General features: G+C 62.6%; 10 protein-coding genes and 1 tRNA gene. 9 read left to right on the top strand and 2 right to left on the bottom strand.

The features are described 5' to 3' along the window. Both LOY45_RS23830 and LOY45_RS23825 read left to right on the top strand, forming a co-directional pair. Nucleotides 1-1,353 carry a TolC family outer membrane protein gene (locus LOY45_RS23830; protein WP_258578460.1) on the top strand — a complete coding sequence of 451 codons (1,353 nt, stop codon included), beginning with the start codon at nucleotides 1-3 and terminating at the stop codon, nucleotides 1,351-1,353. Nucleotides 1,354-1,841: 488 nt separating this feature from the next. Continuing rightward, entirely contained in the window at nucleotides 1,842-2,558 is a 717-nt protein-coding gene (locus LOY45_RS23825; protein ID WP_115085266.1) for a response regulator transcription factor, read from the top strand. A gap of 154 nt (nucleotides 2,559-2,712) precedes the next feature. Here LOY45_RS23825 and LOY45_RS23820 read toward each other — a convergent pair whose 3' ends face one another. Next, nucleotides 2,713-9,201, bottom strand: a complete 6,489-nt coding sequence (locus tag LOY45_RS23820; protein WP_258578458.1) for a DUF5801 repeats-in-toxin domain-containing protein — start codon at nucleotides 9,199-9,201, stop codon at nucleotides 2,713-2,715. Nucleotides 9,202-9,535: 334 nt separating this feature from the next. Here LOY45_RS23820 and fdnG point away from each other — a divergent pair, with 334 nt between their 5' ends. The 7 genes from fdnG to LOY45_RS23785 all read left to right on the top strand — a co-directional run bounded on the left by fdnG (nucleotide 9,536) and on the right by LOY45_RS23785 (nucleotide 18,725). Next, nucleotides 9,536-12,601: a formate dehydrogenase-N subunit alpha gene (fdnG, locus tag LOY45_RS23815; protein WP_166675632.1), complete on the top strand. Its 3,066-nt coding sequence runs from the start codon at nucleotides 9,536-9,538 to the stop codon at nucleotides 12,599-12,601. Next, nucleotides 12,601-13,551: a formate dehydrogenase subunit beta gene (fdxH, locus tag LOY45_RS23810; RefSeq protein WP_115085080.1), complete on the top strand. Its 951-nt coding sequence runs from the start codon at nucleotides 12,601-12,603 to the stop codon at nucleotides 13,549-13,551. The genes fdnG and fdxH overlap by 1 nt, the downstream gene beginning before the upstream one ends. Then, the gene (locus tag LOY45_RS23805) at nucleotides 13,548-14,201 is read left to right on the top strand and encodes a formate dehydrogenase subunit gamma (protein ID WP_115085081.1); all 654 of its coding nucleotides are present in this window, start codon (nucleotides 13,548-13,550) and stop codon (nucleotides 14,199-14,201) included. Before fdxH ends, LOY45_RS23805 begins: the two co-directional genes overlap by 4 nt. A 4-nt stretch (nucleotides 14,202-14,205) precedes the next feature. Then, nucleotides 14,206-15,129 carry a formate dehydrogenase accessory protein FdhE gene (gene fdhE / locus LOY45_RS23800; RefSeq protein WP_115085082.1) on the top strand — a complete coding sequence of 308 codons (924 nt, stop codon included), beginning with the start codon at nucleotides 14,206-14,208 and terminating at the stop codon, nucleotides 15,127-15,129. A gap of 159 nt (nucleotides 15,130-15,288) precedes the next feature. Continuing rightward, entirely contained in the window at nucleotides 15,289-16,704 is a 1,416-nt protein-coding gene (selA, locus tag LOY45_RS23795) for an L-seryl-tRNA(Sec) selenium transferase (protein ID WP_258578457.1), read from the top strand. Next, nucleotides 16,701-18,620 carry a selenocysteine-specific translation elongation factor gene (selB, locus tag LOY45_RS23790; RefSeq protein ID WP_258578456.1) on the top strand — a complete coding sequence of 640 codons (1,920 nt, stop codon included), beginning with the start codon at nucleotides 16,701-16,703 and terminating at the stop codon, nucleotides 18,618-18,620. Before selA ends, selB begins: the two co-directional genes overlap by 4 nt. Nucleotides 18,621-18,629: 9 nt before the next feature. Next, nucleotides 18,630-18,725, top strand: a tRNA-Sec gene (locus LOY45_RS23785). 4 nt (nucleotides 18,726-18,729) lie between these two features. On the opposite strand, the gene LOY45_RS23780 is transcribed toward LOY45_RS23785, so the two are convergent. After that, the gene (locus tag LOY45_RS23780; protein WP_134061295.1) at nucleotides 18,730-19,722 is read right to left on the bottom strand and encodes an asparaginase; all 993 of its coding nucleotides are present in this window, start codon (nucleotides 19,720-19,722) and stop codon (nucleotides 18,730-18,732) included. Between the last annotated feature and the right edge of the window lie 63 nt (nucleotides 19,723-19,785).

Here is a 19,785-nt window from a genome sequence, read left to right as displayed (position 1 = left end):
ATGCTTGCCGTGGCGGCTGCCCTGGGGCAACCCGCTGCACAAGCGCCAGCCGGGGTCAGCGCCTCTACGTTCTCCACCGATCTCATGCAGTTGTATCGCGAAGCGCGCCTGGAGGACCCGCAGGTATTGGCCTCTTTTGCGCAAGCGCAGGCGGGCAAGGAGCATCAGCGCGAGGCCATGGGAGCGCTGTTGCCGCAATTGTCACTCAATGCCGGATCGAACCGTATTCACCAGGAAAACGACCTGGTACAGCAGAGTTACGATAGCGAAAGCTATAGCCTGGTACTGCGTCAGTATCTCTATAACAAAGCCGCGTGGGAGAACTACCAAAAATTCAAAAGCCTGGCCAGGCAGTCGGAGTCGCAAGCGCTGGATGCCCAGGCCGAGGCCGCTGTGGAATTGGCGCGGCGTTACTTCACGGCGTTAGCAGCCGAGGATGAGCTGGAGTTGGTGCGGGCGGAACGCCGAACCACGCAAAAGAGCCTGGATCGAGTCAATGCGTTATACGAAAAGCAGATGGCGTTGGTGACGGATCAGCTTGACCTCAAGGCCCGGGTGGATTTACTTGCGGCGCAGGAAGTGGATGCCCGCAACCAGGCCAGAATAAGTCGTGAGGCGCTGGCGGAGATCGTCGGCCGGCCGGTCAAAGAGAAGCTCAACCGCATTCGCGATGACGCACAACTACGGGTTTCGGCGCAGAGTCTGGAAAACTGGGTCCGCGAGGGTATAGCGCTAAACCCGGCCCTCAAGGCCAGCGAGAGTGGGGTCGAAGCAGCGGGTGCAGCGTTGCGCAGTGGCAAGGGTGGGCACTATCCGACCGTGAGCCTGAACCTGAGTGCACAAGAAACCAACGAGGGCTACAACAACTCCCTGGCGCCGCGAACTGACAGCTATGTTGCTGGCGTCGGCGTTCAGGTGCCGCTGTACAGCGGCGGCTCGACTTCGGCGCGGGTCCGTGGGCTTTACCAGGATCAGTTGGCCGCCGAGCAGGAGCTGGAAGCGATCCGGCGCCGGGTGGTCAAGGAGATCACCAGCGCTTACCTGACTGCCAATTCGAACGGCGAGAAAATCGACGCAAATCGTCTGGCCCTGGACTCGGCAAAACTTTCCAGGGTGGCGGCAGAGAAAGCGTTGACCTATGGAATGGTCAATGCCGTCGATGTTCTGGCCAGTGTACGCAACGAATTCCGCGCCAGGCGTGACCTGCTCAAGACGCAATACGAGTTCCTCAGCAATGTGTTTACCCTCAACCGTTGGGCGGGAAAACCACCAGCCGAAAGTGTAGACAGTGTGAACAACTGGTTGAGCCCCGGCAGCCCGTCCCAAGCAGCGGGCGTTGGATCCGATTATTAGTAGAAAGCGTGCCTGGCCATTCCAGCGGATGAATCGCCAAGCGGTTTGGACGAGAAATTGACAGGTGCATTTTTAGGGCATGTAACTACACACCATTCGTCTGTTAATTGACGATTCTGCTCGCTGTCAAACGCTGCTTGCAGGTCGCCTGTGGCCCGCCTAAGACCTTGATTTCCGAGGACTAGGGCCAACTCCCAGAAACATCAACCCGGCTACTCGCCTAAGGTTCGAGTCAATGGCTGGTGGGTGGCTGTACAGGCGGCGCGTTGTGCTGACCTAGACTCAGTAGAGGGCTCTAGGGAGCACAGAATCGTGCGTAAGCTATTGATAGTTATTTGTATTTGTATTGTCTCGGTGGCGTCTTCCAGCGATGGAAAACGTCTGCAACCCTTTTCGATGCCACAGGTAAAAGTGCTCCCAGGGTCGTTGACTCAGAACGGTCAACGGATGCAGGTCATAGATCGTTTTTCATGGGAGGCAGGAACATCATGCCTAACCACAGAAAGCCGATACGTGTGATGTTGGTCGATTGTCGTCCCCTGGTTCTCAAGGGGCTTCATGACTTGATCAATGCCAGGAAGCCGCGGATGGAGGTGAGCGGTGAGGCCAGCACCTATACCAATGCGCTGGATCTTGCCGATCAGTTGCATCCCAATGTCATTCTTTTCAGTTTCTTTCCGGATGCGCTGAACCCGCTGGAGGTCGTCGCGGGGTTGGCTCGCAGCGCTGAAACGAAAGTGCTGGTGCTCAAAGGCCTGTACGAAGCCGTCCCCTTTGTCCAGGCGATAGAAGCGGGCGCACGCGGCATCGTGTTGGCGGAAGACCCGACGGAATCGATTATCCAGGCCATCATCAAGGCCCATCATCACAACAGTGGGCTGGACAGGGCCTGGGTCGGTGGGCTTTCCGGCTATGCCGCGAGCGTGCATACCCCCTTGAGATGCAATCTGGAACGGGCGAAACAGGCGCGGCTGACGTTGCGCGAGAGGGAACTGATTCGCGCCATCGTGGGGGACCCGTCCGCCAAATACGTGAGCATCGCCGGGCGCCTGGGGATCAGCGAGCACACCGTGCACAATCACCTCAGCAACATCTATCAAAAGCTTGATCTGATCAATCGCATCGATTTGCTGATGTATGCACTGAAACACGGGCTCATCAACAACGAAGAACCGCCCAAGTCTATTCGGGGGGAGCGGGATTGAGCTTCATGTCAAAACAACACGCTCTGAGCGATCTTCGGGGGGGCCAGGTCACCCCCGAGGTCCCTGGTTGATGGCGAGAACGTTGTCGTAGTTTCAAAAGCAATGCGAGGGTGGTTGTCACGCCACCCTCGCATCCTTTCACGCTTGCGCTGCCTCAGGCGCCGCCAAACACAATGTCGCTATTGAGAAGATCGACTCCGACCAAGGTGATGGTCGTTGTCTGTCCGCCAGACTCGGCAACCGTCACGATGCTGTCTGCCCCACTGTTGTTGATCGATTGGACTACGGCGCTCTGGTCGCCGTTGAGCACCAGCGTGTCGCGCAGGCTGAGGCCCGCATCGAAGCCGATGACCTGGTACTGGTTCTCGGCGACTGACAGATCGATGTTGAAGGCATCCCGCTCACCGCCCGTGCCGACCAGGGTGAAGTCGAATTCTGCCTCGGCCGAGTCGTTGGCGAACAGGTTGGCGTCGAATGCACTGGTCGCCGTGTCCCCGTCCTTGTCTGTCAGTGTCGCATTGAACGCCAGCTTGATATCACTGGCCAGGCTCTCGCTCTCCTGGATGAACTGGATCACCGGTATTTTGATCACGCCCAGGCCCATGGTGAGCTGGACCGCGTCAATGAGCTTCGAGTCCGATCTTTCGATGACGAAGGACGTCTGTCCTCCATCCTCCGAGGTCAGATCGGCGGCAAGAACTTTCGTCGGCGAACCTGACGTCGTGCCGTCATCGTAGAAGATCGTGTAGTACAGCTCCTCCGTTGCCGGGTTGTACCCCTGGACCGAGTTGTCGATGAAAATCTTCATGCCCGTCAACAGGGTCTCGGGATTGATGACGAAGCTCTCGTCACCGGCATTGATGCCTGCCGTCCCGTTTCCATCCAGATTGTTGTTGGTAATGCCAATGCCGGACGTGCTGACGTTCATGTTCGCGCTGCCGATGAATGCAAACCCGCCAGCCTCTATCTGTGCTTCGGTGAGGTCGGACGCTCCCGGGGTGATGGCAGAAAATATATCGCTTGCGCTAGTGGTCGCGTTAACACCGAAGAACACAATCTCCTCAGATGGCGAAGGAATAGTCGGCGGATCCTGCGCCGGAATCAACAAGGTGCGCACGGGGTCCGGGCCGCCGGCACCGAGCGAGCCGTCGGCACTGCTGAGCACGATCGTCGAAGCAAAACCTTGCACCAGATCCAGTGCATAGCTGCCATTGGCATAGGCGGTCAGCGTGTAGTCGACGGTGGTGTTCGCCGTTGCTGCGTTGTTGTCGAAGTCGCCGGTCAACGTCCCGGCGAACTGGTACGCACCATTGACGTCCGGCGAGGGCACCAGTTCGGTGAGCGTGCCGGTCCCGGTCGTGGTCGTGTTGTCTGGCCTGACAAGGGTGAACTGGCCATTGACCAACGAGATGTCCAGACCCGCCGTCCCCAGTCCATCAGCGCCGGCGGCCATGCTCCAGAAGCCGTATTGCGCAAGGACACTACCGGTCCCGATCAGGTTGCCAAAGGCGAGTGCCGGGCCGTCGTCCTTGATAACCAGGTTCTGCCCGATATTGAGGGTGGCCTGGACGCTGTCGCCGTCCCTGTCGGTCTTGGTTGCGGTCAGGGTGACCAGGTTGTCTGAGGCAAGGCTGGTGGAGTCATCCGGATTGGTCGTGTCGGGATGGATCACGGCGCGCAGTTGGTCGAGGGTGACGTCACCGTTGGTGGCAACGCTGACGGTGAACACCAGGTGATTGGTCGTGGCCGTGCGACCTTCCACCACGCCGCCGTTGAGCGATAGATTCACCGCCTCACCGGTAGCGGAGTCGGTCAGCCCGGAGGCCCCGACTACCACGCCCAGTGCATAGGTCAACGTGCCGGCGCCATCGGCGCCAAACACCGAGGTGAAGTTGGCGGCGAAGTTCTGCGTGGCGTTGGTTGCCAGCATGGTTTCGTCCACCGTCAGCGTTGGCTCGGTGCCGGTGGTGCTGATGCTCGGGCCGTCATCCTTGAACACCAGGTTTTGCCCGATGTTGAGGGTGGCCTGGACGCTGTCGCCGTCCCTGTCGGTTTTGGTTGCCGTCAGGGTCACCAGGTTGTCGGTGGTCAGGCTGGTGGAATCATCCGGATTGGTGGTGTCGGAATGCACCACAGCGCGAAGCTGATCGAGGGTGACGTCACCGTTGGCGGCAACGCTGACGGTGAACACCAGTTGGTTGGTCGTCGCCGTACGACCTTCGACCACGCCGCTGTTGAGCGACAGGTTCACCGCCTCATTAGTGGCCGTGTCGGTCAGCCCGGAGGCCCCGGCTACCACGCCCAGCGCATAGGTCAACGTGCCGGCGCCATCGGCGCCAAACGCCGAGGTGAAGTTGGCGGCGAAGCTCTGCGTGGCGTTGGTCGCCAGCACAGTTTCATCCACCGTCAGCGTTGGCTCGGTGCCGGTGGTGCTGATGCTCGGGCCGTCGTCCTTGAATATCAGGTTCTGCCCGATGTTGAGGGTGGCCTGGACGCTGTCGCCATCCCTGTCGGTTTTGGTTGCCGTCAGGGTCACCAGGTTGTCGGCGGTCAGGCTGGTGGAATCATCCGGATTGGTGGTGTCGGAATGCACCACGGCGCGAAGCTGGTCGAGGGTGACGTCACCGTTGGCGGCAACGCTGACGGTGAACACCAGTTGGTTGGTCGTCGCCGTACGGCCTTCGACCACGCCGCTGTTGAGCGACAGGTTCACCGCCTCATTAGTGGCCGTGTCGGTCAGCCCGGAAGCCCCTGCCACCACGCCCAGCGCATAGGTCAACGTGCCGGCGCCATCGGCGCCAAACGCTGAGGTGAAGTTGGCGGCGAAGCTCTGCGTGGCGTTAGTCGCCAGCACGGTTTCGTCCACCGTCAGCGTTGGCTCGGTGCCGGTGGTGCTGATGCTCGGGCCGTCGTCCTTGAATACCAGGTTCTGCCCGATGTTCAGGGTGGCCTGGACGCTGTCGCCATCCCTGTCGGTTTTGGTTGCCGTCAGGGTCACCAGGTTGTCGGCGGTCAGGCTGGTGGAATCATCCGGATTGGTGGTGTCGGAATGCACCACGGCGCGGAGTTGGTCGAGGGTGACGTCACCGTTGGCGGCAACGCTGACGGTGAACACCAGTTGGTTGGTCGTCGCCGTACGACCTTCGACCACGCCGCTGTTGAGCGACAGGTTCACCGCCTCATTAGTGGCCGTGTCGGTCAGCCCGGAAGCCCCTGCCACCACGCCCAGCGCATAGGTCAACGTGCCGGCGCCATCGGCGCCAAACGCCGAGGTGAAGTTGGCGGCGAAGTTCTGCGTGGCGTTGGTTGCCAGCACGGTTTCGTCCACCGTCAGCGTTGGCTCGGTGCCGGTGGTGCTGATGCTCGGGCCGTCATCCTTGAACACCAGGTTTTGCCCGATGTTAAGGGTCGCTTGGGCACTGTCGCCATCCCTGTCGGTTTTGGTTGCCGTCAGGGTCACCAGGTTGTCGGCGGTCAGGCTGGTGGAATCATCCGGATTGGTGGTGTCGGAGTGCACCACGGCGCGAAGCTGATCGAGGGTGACGTCACCGTTGGCGGCAACGCTGACAGTGAACACCAGTTGATTGGTCGTCGCCGTACGGCCTTCGACCACGCCGCTGTTGAGCGACAGGTTCACCGCCTCATTAGTGGCCGTGTCGGTCAGCCCGGAGGCCCCGGCTACCACGCCCAGCGCATAGGTCAACGTGCCGGCGCCATCGGCGCCAAACGCCGAGGTGAAGTTGGCGGCGAAGCTCTGCGTGGCGTTGGTCGCCAGCACGGTTTCGTCTACCGTCAGCGTTGGCTCGGTGCCGGTGGTGCTGATGCTCGGGCCGTCGTCCTTGAACACCAGGTTCTGCCCGATGTTCAGGGTGGCCTGGACGCTGTCGCCATCCCTGTCGGTTTTGGTTGCCGTCAGGGTCACCAGGTTGTCGGCGGTCAGGCTGGTGGAATCATCCGGATTGGTGGTGTCGGAATGCACCACGGCGCGAAGCTGATCGAGGGTGACGTCACCGTTGGCGGCAACGCTGACAGTGAACACCAGTTGATTGGTCGTCGCCGTACGGCCTTCGACCACGCCGCTGTTGAGCGACAGGTTCACCGCCTCATTAGTGGCCGTGTCGGTCAGCCCGGAAGCCCCTGCCACCACGCCCAGCGCATAGGTCAACGTGCCGGCGCCATCGGCGCCAAACGCTGAGGTGAAGTTGGCGGCGAAGCTCTGCGTGGCGTTAGTCGCCAGCACGGTTTCGTCCACCGTCAGCGTTGGCTCGGTGCCGGTGGTGCTGATGCTCGGGCCGTCGTCCTTGAATACCAGGTTCTGCCCGATGTTCAGGGTGGCCTGGACGCTGTCGCCATCCCTGTCGGTTTTGGTTGCCGTCAGGGTCACCAGGTTGTCGGCGGTCAGGCTGGTGGAATCATCCGGATTGGTGGTGTCGGAATGCACCACGGCGCGAAGCTGATCGAGGGTGACGTCACCGTTGGCGGCAACGCTGACGGTGAACACCAGTTCGTTGGTCGTGGCGGTGCGGCCTTCAACTACGGTGCCGTTGAGCGCCAGGTTGACGGCCTCACCGGTGGCGGTGTCGGTCAGCCCCGAGGCCCCGGCTACCACGCCCAGTGCATAGGTCAACGTACCGGCGCCATCGGCGCCAAACGCCGAGGTGAAGTTGGCGGCGAAGTTCTGCGTGGCGTTAGTTGCCAGCACAGTTTCGTCTACTGTCAGTGTTGGCTCGGTGCCGGTGGTGCTGATGCTCGGGCCGTCGTCCTCGAAGATCATCTTCGAGCCAATTTCGGCGGTCGTAGTAGAGGCTTGGAGCAGCTTGAAGCCACCGATATCGAAATCGGCGTGGTTATTGCCCTTGGCGTCGGTAGCCGCGCCATTCTCGATGAGCACGCGGTTGTGGTCTGCCGTTGTGGTGTATTCAATCTTGTAGCCGGCTTTAACGCCGGTGATGGTTGCAACCCCGGAAGCAAAGCTGATGACAATGGCCGGATCATTCGCCGATCCGTCCGAGTTCTCGATCACCAGCCCGGTGCTGATGTTGATGACGCGAACATTGCTGATTGCAACTGACGTATCACCCACATAGCCGTTGATGAAATTCACGCCAGGTTCAGCAGCGGTGCTGAATGCGCTGATTTTTACCACAGCGCTCTTGCCGCTTTGCAACTGCACGACGTCGAAAGTGGCCGACCTCGTATTGAACACGGCGGTAAAGTCGATGTTGGCTTCAACATCTGCTTCGTTCTGATCCAGGTTGGGAATGGTCACATTCTGCCGGGCACCGGTGACGAACGAAAAGCGGATGCCTTCCTGTTCCGTAATCATCTGACTGTTGGTGCCGAAGGTGGTCGGGCCACCCGCCTGGCTGGTATTGATCGTGTCGCCCGTCGTTATATTGGCGCCGCTCGACTGGTCGGCGGGGTTCTTGCCGGTGGCGATAATTGTCGGGTCCGTGATCCGCAGGACCCCACCGACGTCGACAACGGTCGGGTTCGCCGTCGTGAACATCAGGAACAGGTTTTGCCCTGAAGGCGCATTGGCCAGGCTGAATACCAGGTCCTGGCTAGCACCGATGAACACCTTGTTCAGCAGGTTGAGGGCATCGTCCGGGTTACTGGCGTCCGGATGCTTGAGCGGTTGGTATTCCACGGTCCAGATCTTGCCGCCGCTGACCGGTGATCCGGTTTCCTCGATGTAGGCCGCGAACACGATCGCGCCGGCTGGGCCCCCGGCTCGGCCCAGCAGGATGTTGTTGTTGGTATCGGTATAGAGAAGGATATCGGTGCCATTGAGGGTATCGAGTCCGCTGTCCAGGCCATTGAGCGCTGCGCCAAGGCTGTCGGTGAAGCTGATATCGGAAATGCTGGCTCCGGGCGCCGCGGTGATGGTGAACGCATTGCTGCCCGTGTTGCCCGCCGCCCCCGTATAGCCACTCAAGGCCGCACCTGTTGCGGTACCTGCCCCCAGTGCTGTCAGCCGGGTAGCGAAGGACGAGGGTAGCGCCGTGAGCAGAATGTCATTGTCGTCAGCGTCTCCCGCAGGGACTGCGGTGGCCATGCTGTTCTGCAAGCCGGCTGTTTCGTCCAACGAAACGTTTACCCCCGTCGCTACCACGCTCAGGGCGCTGTCGGTAAACGACGTTGTCGCGACAACGTCGTCACGGGTAGCAAACTTGCCATCGGCACCGGCAGAGGTGGCGGTGAGCAGGAACGTCGCGCCTGCCGAATCGTCGGGATTCACGTACCACGAGGTCGTGACGCTGCCGTTGACTTGGCCGTCGAGATCGCCGGCACCGCCGTCGGTCACGTACCAGGGCTCATGTCCCTCGCCGGTGTTGGTATTGAGTACATCGTCGGGCGTGCCCCACAGGTTATCCGCGCCTGGGCCGGTGGCGTGCTCCACTTCGAGCGCCACTGTGCTACCGGCGGCGAAACCGCTGGCCGTGATGATGGCCGTGCTGCCGGGGGCGTAGTCTGCTTGATCGGTTGTGACGGTCGGCGTCTGTTGGGGCGGTGGATCGCTTACGACGGTAGCGTTTTTGTCTTTGCTCGCAACGGCATTCTGGCGGATGGGGAACAGATCGGTACTGCTGTCACCGGTCAGGTCGCTCGTGGGTGTTGTTATTTTTTTGCGGGTAGTCATGACATTCTCCAGAGCAATTCCAGGCGTAGGGGCCGGACCGTGGACCTACTATCGATACACGCTGCAACTATGGATAAGCGTCGGAACTTGTGCATCGGCCGATACTCCCAGGCGAGATGGGAGTTTCGGACTACTTGGGAGGGGAAGCGCGATGACGTAGCGCTGCGCTCAATGTCGTGCGCAACCTGTAACGGGGTAATGAGCCATTTTCAGCACGCTGGTCAGGAATCTTGACTACAGTATCAACTGGTGACTGCTACCAATGTCGCCACCGTGATCGTTCAAGAGACGCCGGCAACGTCCCGCGCGTCCACCACCTGATCAGGAGTGCACGATGGATCTCAACCGTCGGCAGTTCTTCAAGGTCGCAGCAGTTGGCCTTGGAGGCTCGAGCCTGGCGGCGTTGGGCATGGCCCCGACACCTGCCTTCGCCGAGCAGGTGCGCCACTTCAAGCTGGCGCACACCAAAGAGACCCGCAACACCTGCCCCTACTGCTCGGTCGGCTGCGGCCTGATCATGTACAGCCAGGGTGATGCGGCCAAGAACGTGGCGCAGAACATCATCCATATCGAAGGCGACGCCGACCATCCGGTGAACCGCGGTACGCTGTGCCCGAAAGGCGCCGGCCTGCTCGACTTTATCCACAGCCCCAGCCGTTTGCAGTACCCCCAGGTGCGCAAGGCGGGGAGCAACGAGTGGACGCGGATTTCCTGGGATGACGCGCTTGACCGTGTCGCCGACCTGATGAAAGCCGACCGTGACGCCAACTTCATCGAGAAGAATGCCCAGGGCCAGACCGTCAACCGTTGGCTGAGCGTAGGCTTCCTGGCCGCCTCGGCGTCTTCCAATGAAGCCGGCTACATGACCCACAAGGTCATTCGCAGCCTTGGCATGCTGGGGTTCGATAACCAGGCACGTGTCTGACATGGCCCGACGGTGGCAAGTCTTGCCCCGACGTACGGCCGTGGAGCCATGACCAACCACTGGACCGATATCGCCAACGCGAATCTGATCCTGGTGATGGGTGGCAACGCTGCAGAAGCCCATCCCTGTGGCTTCAAATGGGTGACCGAGGCCAAGGCCCACAACAAGGCCCGTCTGATCGTGGTCGACCCGCGTTTTACCCGAACCGCTTCGGTGGCCGACTATTACGCGCCAATCCGCACCGGCAGTGATATTGCCTTCATGGGCGGGTTGATCAATTTTCTGCTGAGCAACGACAAGATCCAGCACGAGTACGTGCGCAACTACACCGATGTGTCGTTTATCGTCAAAGCCGGTTTCAGTTTCGAAGACGGCCTGTTCAGTGGTTACGACGCGGCCAAGCGCAGTTACACCGACAAGTCCGGCTGGGGCTACGAAATCGGCGAGGACGGCTTTGCCAAGGTCGACCCGACGCTGCAGGACCCACGCTGTGTCTACCAGTTGATGAAGCAGCACTACAGCCGCTACACCCTGGAACTGGCCAGCCAGATCTGCGGTATGCCGGCCGACAGCATGCGCAAGATCTGGGAAGAGATCGCTACTTGCTCGCAACCGGGCAAGACCATGACGATTCTTTATGCCCTGGGCTGGACTCAGCATTCGATCGGCTCGCAGATCATCCGCAGTGCCGCCATGGTCCAGTTGCTGCTGGGCAACGTCGGCATGCCGGGTGGCGGAGTCAACGCCTTGCGTGGGCACTCCAATATCCAGGGGCTGACAGACCTTGGGCTGTTGTCCAACCTGCTGCCGGGTTACCTGACCCTGCCCGCGGATGCCGAGCAAGACTACAACGCCTACATCGCCAAGCGTGCGCCCAAGGCACTGCGGCCGGGGCAGCTGTCCTACTGGCAGAACTATGGCAAGTTCCATGTCAGCCTGATGAAGGCCTGGTATGGCGCCAACGCCACAGTCGAGAACAACTGGGGCTATGACTACCTGCCGAAGCTGGATATTCCCGGTTACGACGTGTTGAAGATGTTCGACATGATGGCCAAGGACCAGGTCAACGGTTACTTCTGCCAGGGCTTCAACCCGATTGCCGCCTTGCCCGACAAGAACCGCGTTACCGCCGCCCTGAGCAAGCTCAAGTGGCTGGTGGTGATGGACCCGCTGGCCACCGAGACCTCGGAGTTCTGGCGCAATGCCGGGCCGTTCAACGATGTCGAAACGGCCAGTATCCAGACCGAAGTCATTCGCCTGCCCACCACCTGCTTTGCCGAGGAGGATGGCTCGCTGGTCAACAGCAGCCGCTGGTTGCAATGGCACTGGAAGGGCGCCGAAGGGCCGGGACAGGCGCGTACCGACGTGCGCATCATGAGCGAGCTGTTCCTGCGCCTGCGCGAGCGTTATCAGCGCGACGGCGGCGCTTGGGCCGAGTCGATCCTCAAACTCAACTGGCCCTACAAGGTGCCCGAAGAGCCGACGCCGGAAGAAATCGCCAAGGAGTTCAGTGGCTACGCCGTGGCCGATGTCACCGATGCCTCGGGGGCGCTGGTCAAGGCCGGGCAGCAACTGGCCGGCTTCGCCCAGCTCAAGGACGATGGCAGCACCGCCTCCGGTTGCTGGATTTTCTCTGGCAGCTGGACCGAGCAGGGTAACCAGATGGCCCGGCGCGACAACGCCGACCCGTACGGGATGAAGCAAAACCTGGGCTGGGCCTGGGCCTGGCCGATGAACCGACGGATTCTCTACAACCGTGCCTCGGCCGACCCTCAAGGCAAGCCGTGGGCGCCGAACAAGCGCCTGGTGTGGTGGAACGGCAAGGCGTGGGGCGGCACCGACGTGCCGGACTTCAAGGTCGATGCGGCGCCGGAGTCGGGGATGAACCCGTTCATCATGAACCCTGAAGGGGTCGCGCGCTTCTTTGCCCTGGACAAGATGGCCGAAGGGCCATTCCCCGAGCATTACGAGCCGTTCGAGACGCCGATCGGGATCAACCCGTTGCACCCGAACAACAAGCAGGCGACCAGCAACCCGGCCGGGCGGGTGTTCGATTCGGTGTGGGACAGCCTGGGGCAAGCCAAGGACTTCCCTTACGCGGCCACCAGCTACCGCCTGACCGAGCACTTCCACTTCTGGACCAAGCACTGTCCGATCAACGCCGTGACCCAGCCCGAGCAGTTTGTCGAGATCGGCGAAGCCCTGGCCAAGGAGAAGGGTATCGCCGCCGGTGACCGGGTACGGGTCTCCTGCAAGCGTGGGCATATCGAGGCAGTTGCGGTGGTGACCAAGCGGATCCGGCCGTTGCAGGTCAACAACCAGACCGTGCACCAGATCGGCATTCCGTTGCACTGGGGGTTTACCGGGGTAACCCGGCACGGCTACCTGACCAACACCCTGGTGCCGTTCCTCGGTGATGGCAACACCCAGACCCCGGAATCGAAGTCGTTCCTGGTCAACGTGGAGAAAATCTGATGGCCAGCCAAGACATCATCGCCCGTTCGGCCACCACCACCGCCCCTTCGTCTATCCGTCAGCAGGAGGAAGTGGCCAAGCTGATCGACACTACCAAGTGCATCGGTTGCAAGGCCTGCCAGGTGGCCTGTTCGGAATGGAACGAGCTGCGTGACGAGGTTGGCCACAACCATGGCACCTACGACAACCCGCAGGACCTGAGCGCCGAAACCTGGACCCTAATGCGCTTCACCGAGCACGAGACCAGCGAGGGCAACCTGGAGTGGCTGATCCGCAAGGACGGTTGCATGCACTGCGCCGACCCCGGCTGCCTGAAGGCCTGCCCGAGCCCGGGAGCGATCATCAAGCATGCCAACGGCATCGTCGACTTCAACCAGGACCATTGCATCGGTTGCGGTTACTGCATCACCGGCTGCCCGTTCAACATCCCGCGGATCTCGCAGAAGGACCACAAGGCTTACAAATGCACCCTGTGTTCCGACCGCGTGTCGGTGGGGCTGGAGCCGGCCTGCGTGAAAACCTGCCCGACCGGCGCCATCGTCTTCGGCACCAAGCAGGACATGAAGGAGCATGCCGCCGAGCGCATCGTCGACCTCAAGTCCCGTGGTTTCGACAACGCCGGCCTGTATGACCCGGATGGCGTCGGCGGTACCCACGTGATGTACGTGCTGCACCACGCCGACACACCGAGGATATACGCAGGCCTTCCGGACCAGCCGATCATCAGCCCGCTGGTCGGCTTGTGGAAAGGTGTGACCAAGCCGCTGGCGCTGCTGGCCATGGGCGCGGCGGTGCTGGCCGGGTTCTTCCATTATGTGCGCGTCGGCCCGCAACGGGTCGAAGAAGACGAGCACCCCAGCCCGCCGGATGCCAGCGTGCATGTGGTCGATCCAGCGGTGCATGTCTATGACCCGAACCGGCCAGGTGGGCAAGGGGAGGAACGACCATGAACGACAAACCGATCCTGCGCTACAACGCCAACGAGCGGACCAACCACTGGCTGGTGGCGATCCTCTTCATCATGGCCGCGTTGTCGGGGCTGGCGCTGTTTCACCCGGCGCTGTACTGGCTCAGCCATCTGTTCGGTGGCGGGCCCTGGACGCGCATATTGCATCCGTTCATGGGCGTGCTGATGTTCGTGTTCTTTCTTGGCCTGGTGCTGCGTTTCTGGCGGGCGAACTACTTTATCGCCAACGATCGCCTGTGGCTCAAACGCATCGACCGGGTGATGCGCAACGAAGAGGAGGGCGTACCGCCGATCGGCAAGTACAACCCCGGGCAGAAGCTGCTGTTCTGGACGCTGCTGCTGTGCATGCTGGTCCTGTTGATCAGCGGCGTGGTGATCTGGCGCGCCTATTTCAGCAGTTACTTCGGCATCGGCTCGATTCGCCTGGCAACCCTGCTGCATGCGCTGGCGGCGTTCGTGCTGGTGCTGAGCATCATCGTCCACATCTACGCCGGCATCTGGATCAAGGGCTCGGTCAGCGCCATGCTGCATGGCTGGGTCAGCCGCGCCTGGGCGAAAAAACACCATGAGCTGTGGTATCGGGAGGTGACCGGCGACAAACAACCGGAGCCGCCGATCAACAAAAAAGGATGAGCGCTTGAGTACTCTTCTGGAACCCGGGCAGATCGAAGCGGCGGCCAGCACGCCGCCGTTTCTCTATCTGCCGCCGAAGAACCTGTTCGCCCTGCGCGCGCAGCGGCTGGAGCTATTGGCCGAGGGCAACCCGCTGGCGGATTACCTGCGCTTGCTGGCCGGCCTGTGCCAGGTACAACAGGGCCTGCTGGACCAACCGCCTGCCGCAGCCCCCAGCGACACTGAGCGCCAGCGCCTGTGTGTCGAGCACGGCTTGCCACCGCTGGCGGCCGACAGCCTGGTGCGCGAAGGGCATTGGCTGGCTTATCTGCAGGCGTTGTTGCAGCGCTATCCGGCTTCGCGTGGCGCTGTGGCGGATGCGGTGGCAGTACTGCAGCGTGCTGCCGACGAACAGCGCAAGCTGTGGGCCATCGCCTTGCTCACAGGCCAGTACAGCCTGGTACCGGCGGCGTTGGTGCCGTTTCTCGGCGCCGCGTTGCAGGCCGCCTGGAGCCATTGGTTGCTGAGCCTGCAGGGTGTCGAGTTGAAGGCGGCGGACAGCCTGTGCCAATGCCCGGCCTGTGGCTCACCGGCGATGGCCGGGGTGATCCGCCACCGCGGCAAGTACAACGGCCTGCGTTATCTGGTGTGTTCGCTGTGTGCCTGCGAATGGCATGTGGTGCGGGTCAAGTGTGTGTACTGCGAGCAGAGCAAGGACCTCAAGTATTTCAGCTTTGAGGACGACCGCCATGCCAGCGCCAAGGCACCGCTGCAGGCCGAGTGCTGTCCGGGCTGCAACGCCTATCTCAAGCACATCTACCTGGAAAACGACGCCGATGCCGAAGCGCTGTCGGCCGACCTGGCCAGCCTGGCGCTGGATATGCGCCTGGATCAGGAAGGATTTCAGCGCCTGGCGCCGAACCTGTTGCTGGCGCCGGGTGGGGAGTGAGATAGGGTCTACACTGAGGTTTTGCCCATGCCACCCGAACCCTGTGGGAGCTGGCTTGCCAGCGATGCAGACGCTGCGGTCCATCGCCAGGACTGTAGTGATGCCATCGCTGGCGAGCCAGCTCCCACTAGGTCAACGCTGAAGTTGAGAACCGTCTGAATGTCGTCCAACCTCGCCAAGCTCCCGACCCGCCTGCCCTCCATCGACACCCTGTTGCGTCACCCCGCCAGCCTCCCGCTGATCGACCGCTACGGCCGCGACGCTGTCCTGGCCAGCCTGCGCCAACTGCTCGACGACCTGCGCGACGACGCCAGGCTCGGCCAGCTGGATGCCGCCGAACTGGTTGCCCCTGTGCTGCTTGGCCGCGCCGGCGAGCGCCTCATTACCCGGCACCGCAGTCAGGTCCGCCGCGTGTTCAACCTCACCGGCACGGTGCTGCACACCAACCTGGGGCGGGCCTTGCTGCCCGAGGAAGCCATCGACGCCGTGCAACTGGCGGCCCGCTACCCGCTCAACCTCGAATTCGACCTGGCCAGCGGCAAACGCGGCGACCGCGATGACCTGATCGAAGGCCTGATCCGCGAGCTCACCGGCGCCGAGGCCGTCACTGTGGTCAACAACAACGCCGCTGCCGTGCTGCTGGCGCTCAACAGCCTGGGCGCACGCAAGGAGGGGATCATCTCGCGTGGCGAGCTGATCGAGATCGGTGGCGCTTTTCGTATTCCCGATATCATGGCCCGCGCCGGGGTCAAGCTGCATGAAGTGGGCACCACCAACCGTACTCACGCCCGCGATTACGAAGCGGCCATCAGCCCGCGCAGCGGCCTGTTGATGCGCGTGCATTGCAGCAACTACAGCATCCAGGGCTTCACCACCCAGGTGCCGACGGCAGAACTGGCGCAGTTGGCCCATCGCCACGGGTTGCCGTTGCTGGAAGACCTGGGCAGCGGCAGCCTGCTCGATCTCAGCCGCTGGGGCTTGCCGGCCGAGCCTACCGTGCGCCAGTCCCTGGCTGATGGCGCCGATATCGTCACCTTCAGCGGCGACAAACTGCTGGGCGGGCCCCAGGCGGGCATCATCGTCGGGCGCAAGGACTTGATCGCGCGGATCAAGAAGAACCCGCTCAAACGCGCCTTGCGGGTCGACAAGCTTACCCTTGCGGCACTTGAAGCCGTGCTGGCTTTGTACCGCAACCCCGATCAGTTGGCCGAGCGCCTGCCCAGCCTGCGCCTGCTGACCCGGTCGCAGGCCGATATCCTCCAGCAGGCCGAGCGCTTGCTGCCGGCGTTGGCTCAACAGCTGGGCGACCACTGGACGGTCAGCGCAGAGCCTGCGCTGGGCATGATCGGCAGTGGCAGCCAGCCGGTGGCGCGCTTGCCCAGTGCGGCCTTGTGTTTGCGCCCACAGGTCTCCAAACGCCTGCGCGGGCGCACCTTGCATGGCCTGGAGAGCGCGCTGCGGGCCCTGCCGATTCCGGTACTCGGACGCATCGATGACGATGCCCTGTGGCTGGACCTGCGCCAACTCGATGACGAAGCCGCGTGGTTGGCGCAGTTGTCGCAGGTGCAGGTGTGATTGTCGGTACCGCCGGGCATATCGACCACGGCAAGACGGCCCTGCTCGAAGCCCTGACCGGCCAGGCGGGCGACCAGCGCCGGGAAGAGCGCGAGCGCGGCATGACCATCGACCTCGGTTATCGCTTTGCCGCCCTGACCGAGGGCGCACCTCTTACCGGCTTTATCGATGTGCCCGGCCACGAACGTTTTATCCACAACATGCTCGCTGGCGCCCAGGGTATCGACCTGGTGCTGCTGGTCGTCGCTGCTGATGACGGGGTGATGCCGCAAACCCGCGAGCACCTGGCGATTGTCGAATTGCTGGGCATTCCCCAGGCCCTGGTGGTGATCAGCAAGTGCGATCGGGTCGAGCCGCAGCGGGTGCAGGAAGTACAAGTCCAGGTCAGTGCGTTGCTGGCGGCCGGGCCTTATACGGGCGCGGCGCAGTTCGTGGTTTCCAGTGTGACGGGTGAGGGCATCGAGCCGCTGCGCCTGGCCTTGCTGGCGGCCCAGGGCGAGGTCAGCCAGCGCCGTAGCCAGGGCGGTTTTCGCCTGGCCATCGACCGCGCGTTCGCAGTAGCTGGCGCCGGCATCGTGGTCACTGGTACCGCGCTGGACGGGCGTGTGCAACTGGGCGACACCCTGCTGCTGGGCAAAGCCGGCAAGCCGGTGCGGGTGCGTGGCCTGCATGCGCAGAACCAGGTGGCTGCCGAGGCCCATGCCGGGCAGCGAGTCGCCCTGAACATCAGCGCCGAGCGCCTGGACCTTGAGCAGATTCACCGCGGCGACTGGCTGCTTGCCGAGTGGCTGCACGCGCCGACCCAGCGTCTGGATATCGAGCTGCAGCTACTGGCCAGCGAACTTCGCGCCTTCGAGCATTTCAGCCCGGTGCACGTGCACCTGGGCACCCAGGATGTCACCGCCCGGGTGGCTTTGTTGCAGGGCGAGCAGTTGCTGCAGGGCGCGCGCATGTTCGCCCAGTTGCTCAGTAATGCACCGCTGCAGGCGGTTCACGGTGATCGGCTGGTACTGCGTGACCAGCGTGCACAACGTACCCTTGGGGGGGGCCGTGTACTCGACCCCTTTGCGCCTGCCCGCCAGCGCCGTAGCGAGGCGCGCATCGCCCAGTTGCAGGCATTGGCCTGCGCCAACAGCCTGGAACAGGCCCTGCCGGCACTGCTCGCCAGTGACGACATCGGGCTCGACCCACAGCGCCTGGAGCGTCAGTTCAACCGCCTGCGCAGCAGTTGGCAACTACCCGCCAATGTCCAGATAATCGCTACCCGGCAAGGACCGCTGCTGTTCACCGATGAGCATTGGCTTGCACTGCAAACCGCAGTGCTGGAGGGGCTGGCGCGTTTCCATGAGCAGGAGCCGGATCAGCTCGGCCCTGATCGCGATCGTTTGCGTCGCTTCATTGCCCTGGCACTGGAACGTCCGGCATTCATCAGCCTGGTGGATGAGCTGCTCGCCGGCGGCAGGTTGGTCGGTAGCGGGCCCTGGCTGCATCTGCCCGGGCACCAGATACGCTTGAGCGATGCCGACTCCCAGCTGTGGAGCCAGTTGCAACCGTTGCTTGAAGAAGGCACGTTCGATCCGCCCTGGGTACGCGATCTGGCCAGGTCGGTAAAAGCCGATGAGGCCGAGGTGCGCTTGTTGCTGCGCAAGCTCGGGCGCTTGGGGCAGGTGCACCAGGTGGTGCGCGATCTGTTCTATCCTGAGGCCACGATCCGGCAAATGGCGGCTATGCTCTTGCAGCTGGCCAGCGATGACCCGGTGGTGCAGGTCGCAGCGTTTCGCGATGTCTTGGGGATCGGCCGCAAACGCAGCGTGCAGATACTCGAGTACTTCGACCGCATCGGCCTGACCCGGCGTGTTGGCGATCGGCGGCAGATCCGCGCCGACAATGCCCTGGCCCAATCGCCCGGGCAGTAATCCGTACAAGGAAGGCAATCGCGCCCGGTGGCGCGGCCGGGCTTCAAACCCGGTTGGGGACGGCAGCCGTTCCTGGGCAGGTTCGACTCCCGCTGCCTTCCGCCATTTTCTACTGTGCGCGCTCGCCGCACAGGTCCAGGGCGAACCAGTGCTCCGCCGCCTGCACATCCAGCCCGGCGCCGAGCAAGGCGAACATCTTGCCCAGCGCAGCTTCGCGGGTCATGCCGCCAGCGCTGACCAGGCCGGTGTCGCGCAAGCGGCTGCCGGCCGCATAAGTATCGAAGTGCACCGCACCTTCTGGGCACTGGCTGATAGCAGCAATCAACACCCCGCCTTGGCGAGCGTCGTGCAATGCATCCAACAGGTCCTGATCGTCCGACGGCCCGGTGCCGCTGCCGTAGCACTCCAGCAGCAGGCCTTGTACACCGCTGGCCAGCAGGCCGCGCAGATGGCCGACCTGCAGCCCGGGGAACACCGGCAACACCATCAGGTTTACCGGTTGGCATGGCTGGCGATAATCCAGGCAGGCCGGGATCGTCTCGACGCGTTGCCCATCGCGTTCACGCGGCAGCGTGGCGAAGGCATCGAAAGCCTCGCTGCGCAGCTTCGAAGCGCGCGCGCCATGCAACAGCTGGCCGTGGAAATACAGCTGCACACCGTTGTCGATACCCGTCGCCATCAAGCGCAGGGCGCCGCAGAGGTTGTCCCAGGCGTCGCTGTCGGGGGCGCCGGCCGGCAACATCGAGCCGGTCAGCAGCACGGGTACCGGCAGGCCGAGCAGCAGGAACGACAGTGCCGCTGCGGTGTAGGCCAGGGTGTCGGTGCCGTGCAGCAGGAGGATGCCGTCATGGCCATCGCGCTCGACCGCTTCGACAATCGCCTCGCGCATGGCCAGCCAGTTGCCTTGCTGCATGTTGGCGCTGTCGATCAACGGCGTCAGTTCGTGCAGGCGCCAGGTCAGCAGCGGCGCATCGGCCAGCTGTTGCAGGTGCTCACGCATGCGCGCTTCGAAGCCACCGGCAGGCGCCAGGCCTTGCGGGGTTTGCAGCATGCCGATGGTGCCGCCGGTGTACAGGACTAGAAGGTTCTTGACTGCACGCATGAGAAATTTCCGGGCAGGTGAGAGAAAAGCGGGGGAGGGGGAAGCCGCCCACGAACGGGGCGG

The sequence above is a fragment of the Pseudomonas wadenswilerensis genome, assembly GCF_024749185.1.
Taxonomy (GTDB): Bacteria; Pseudomonadota; Gammaproteobacteria; order Pseudomonadales; family Pseudomonadaceae; genus Aquipseudomonas; species Aquipseudomonas wadenswilerensis.
This window is presented reverse-complemented; position numbering and strand designations above follow the sequence as displayed.

Bases quoted from the DNA above. Each gene is read 5' to 3' on its own strand.
- LOY45_RS23830 (WP_258578460.1), top strand. From the start codon at position 1: ATGCTTGCCGTGGCGGCTGCCCTGGGGCAACCCGCTGCACAAGCGCCA.
- LOY45_RS23825 (WP_115085266.1), top strand. From the start codon at position 1,842: ATGCCTAACCACAGAAAGCCGATACGTGTGATGTTGGTCGATTGTCGT.
- LOY45_RS23820 (WP_258578458.1), bottom strand. From the start codon at position 9,201: ATGACTACCCGCAAAAAAATAACAACACCCACGAGCGACCTGACCGGT.
- fdxH (WP_115085080.1), top strand. From the start codon at position 12,601: ATGGCCAGCCAAGACATCATCGCCCGTTCGGCCACCACCACCGCCCCT.
- LOY45_RS23805 (WP_115085081.1), top strand. From the start codon at position 13,548: ATGAACGACAAACCGATCCTGCGCTACAACGCCAACGAGCGGACCAAC.
- selA (WP_258578457.1), top strand. From the start codon at position 15,289: ATGTCGTCCAACCTCGCCAAGCTCCCGACCCGCCTGCCCTCCATCGAC.
- LOY45_RS23780 (WP_134061295.1), bottom strand. From the start codon at position 19,722: ATGCGTGCAGTCAAGAACCTTCTAGTCCTGTACACCGGCGGCACCATC.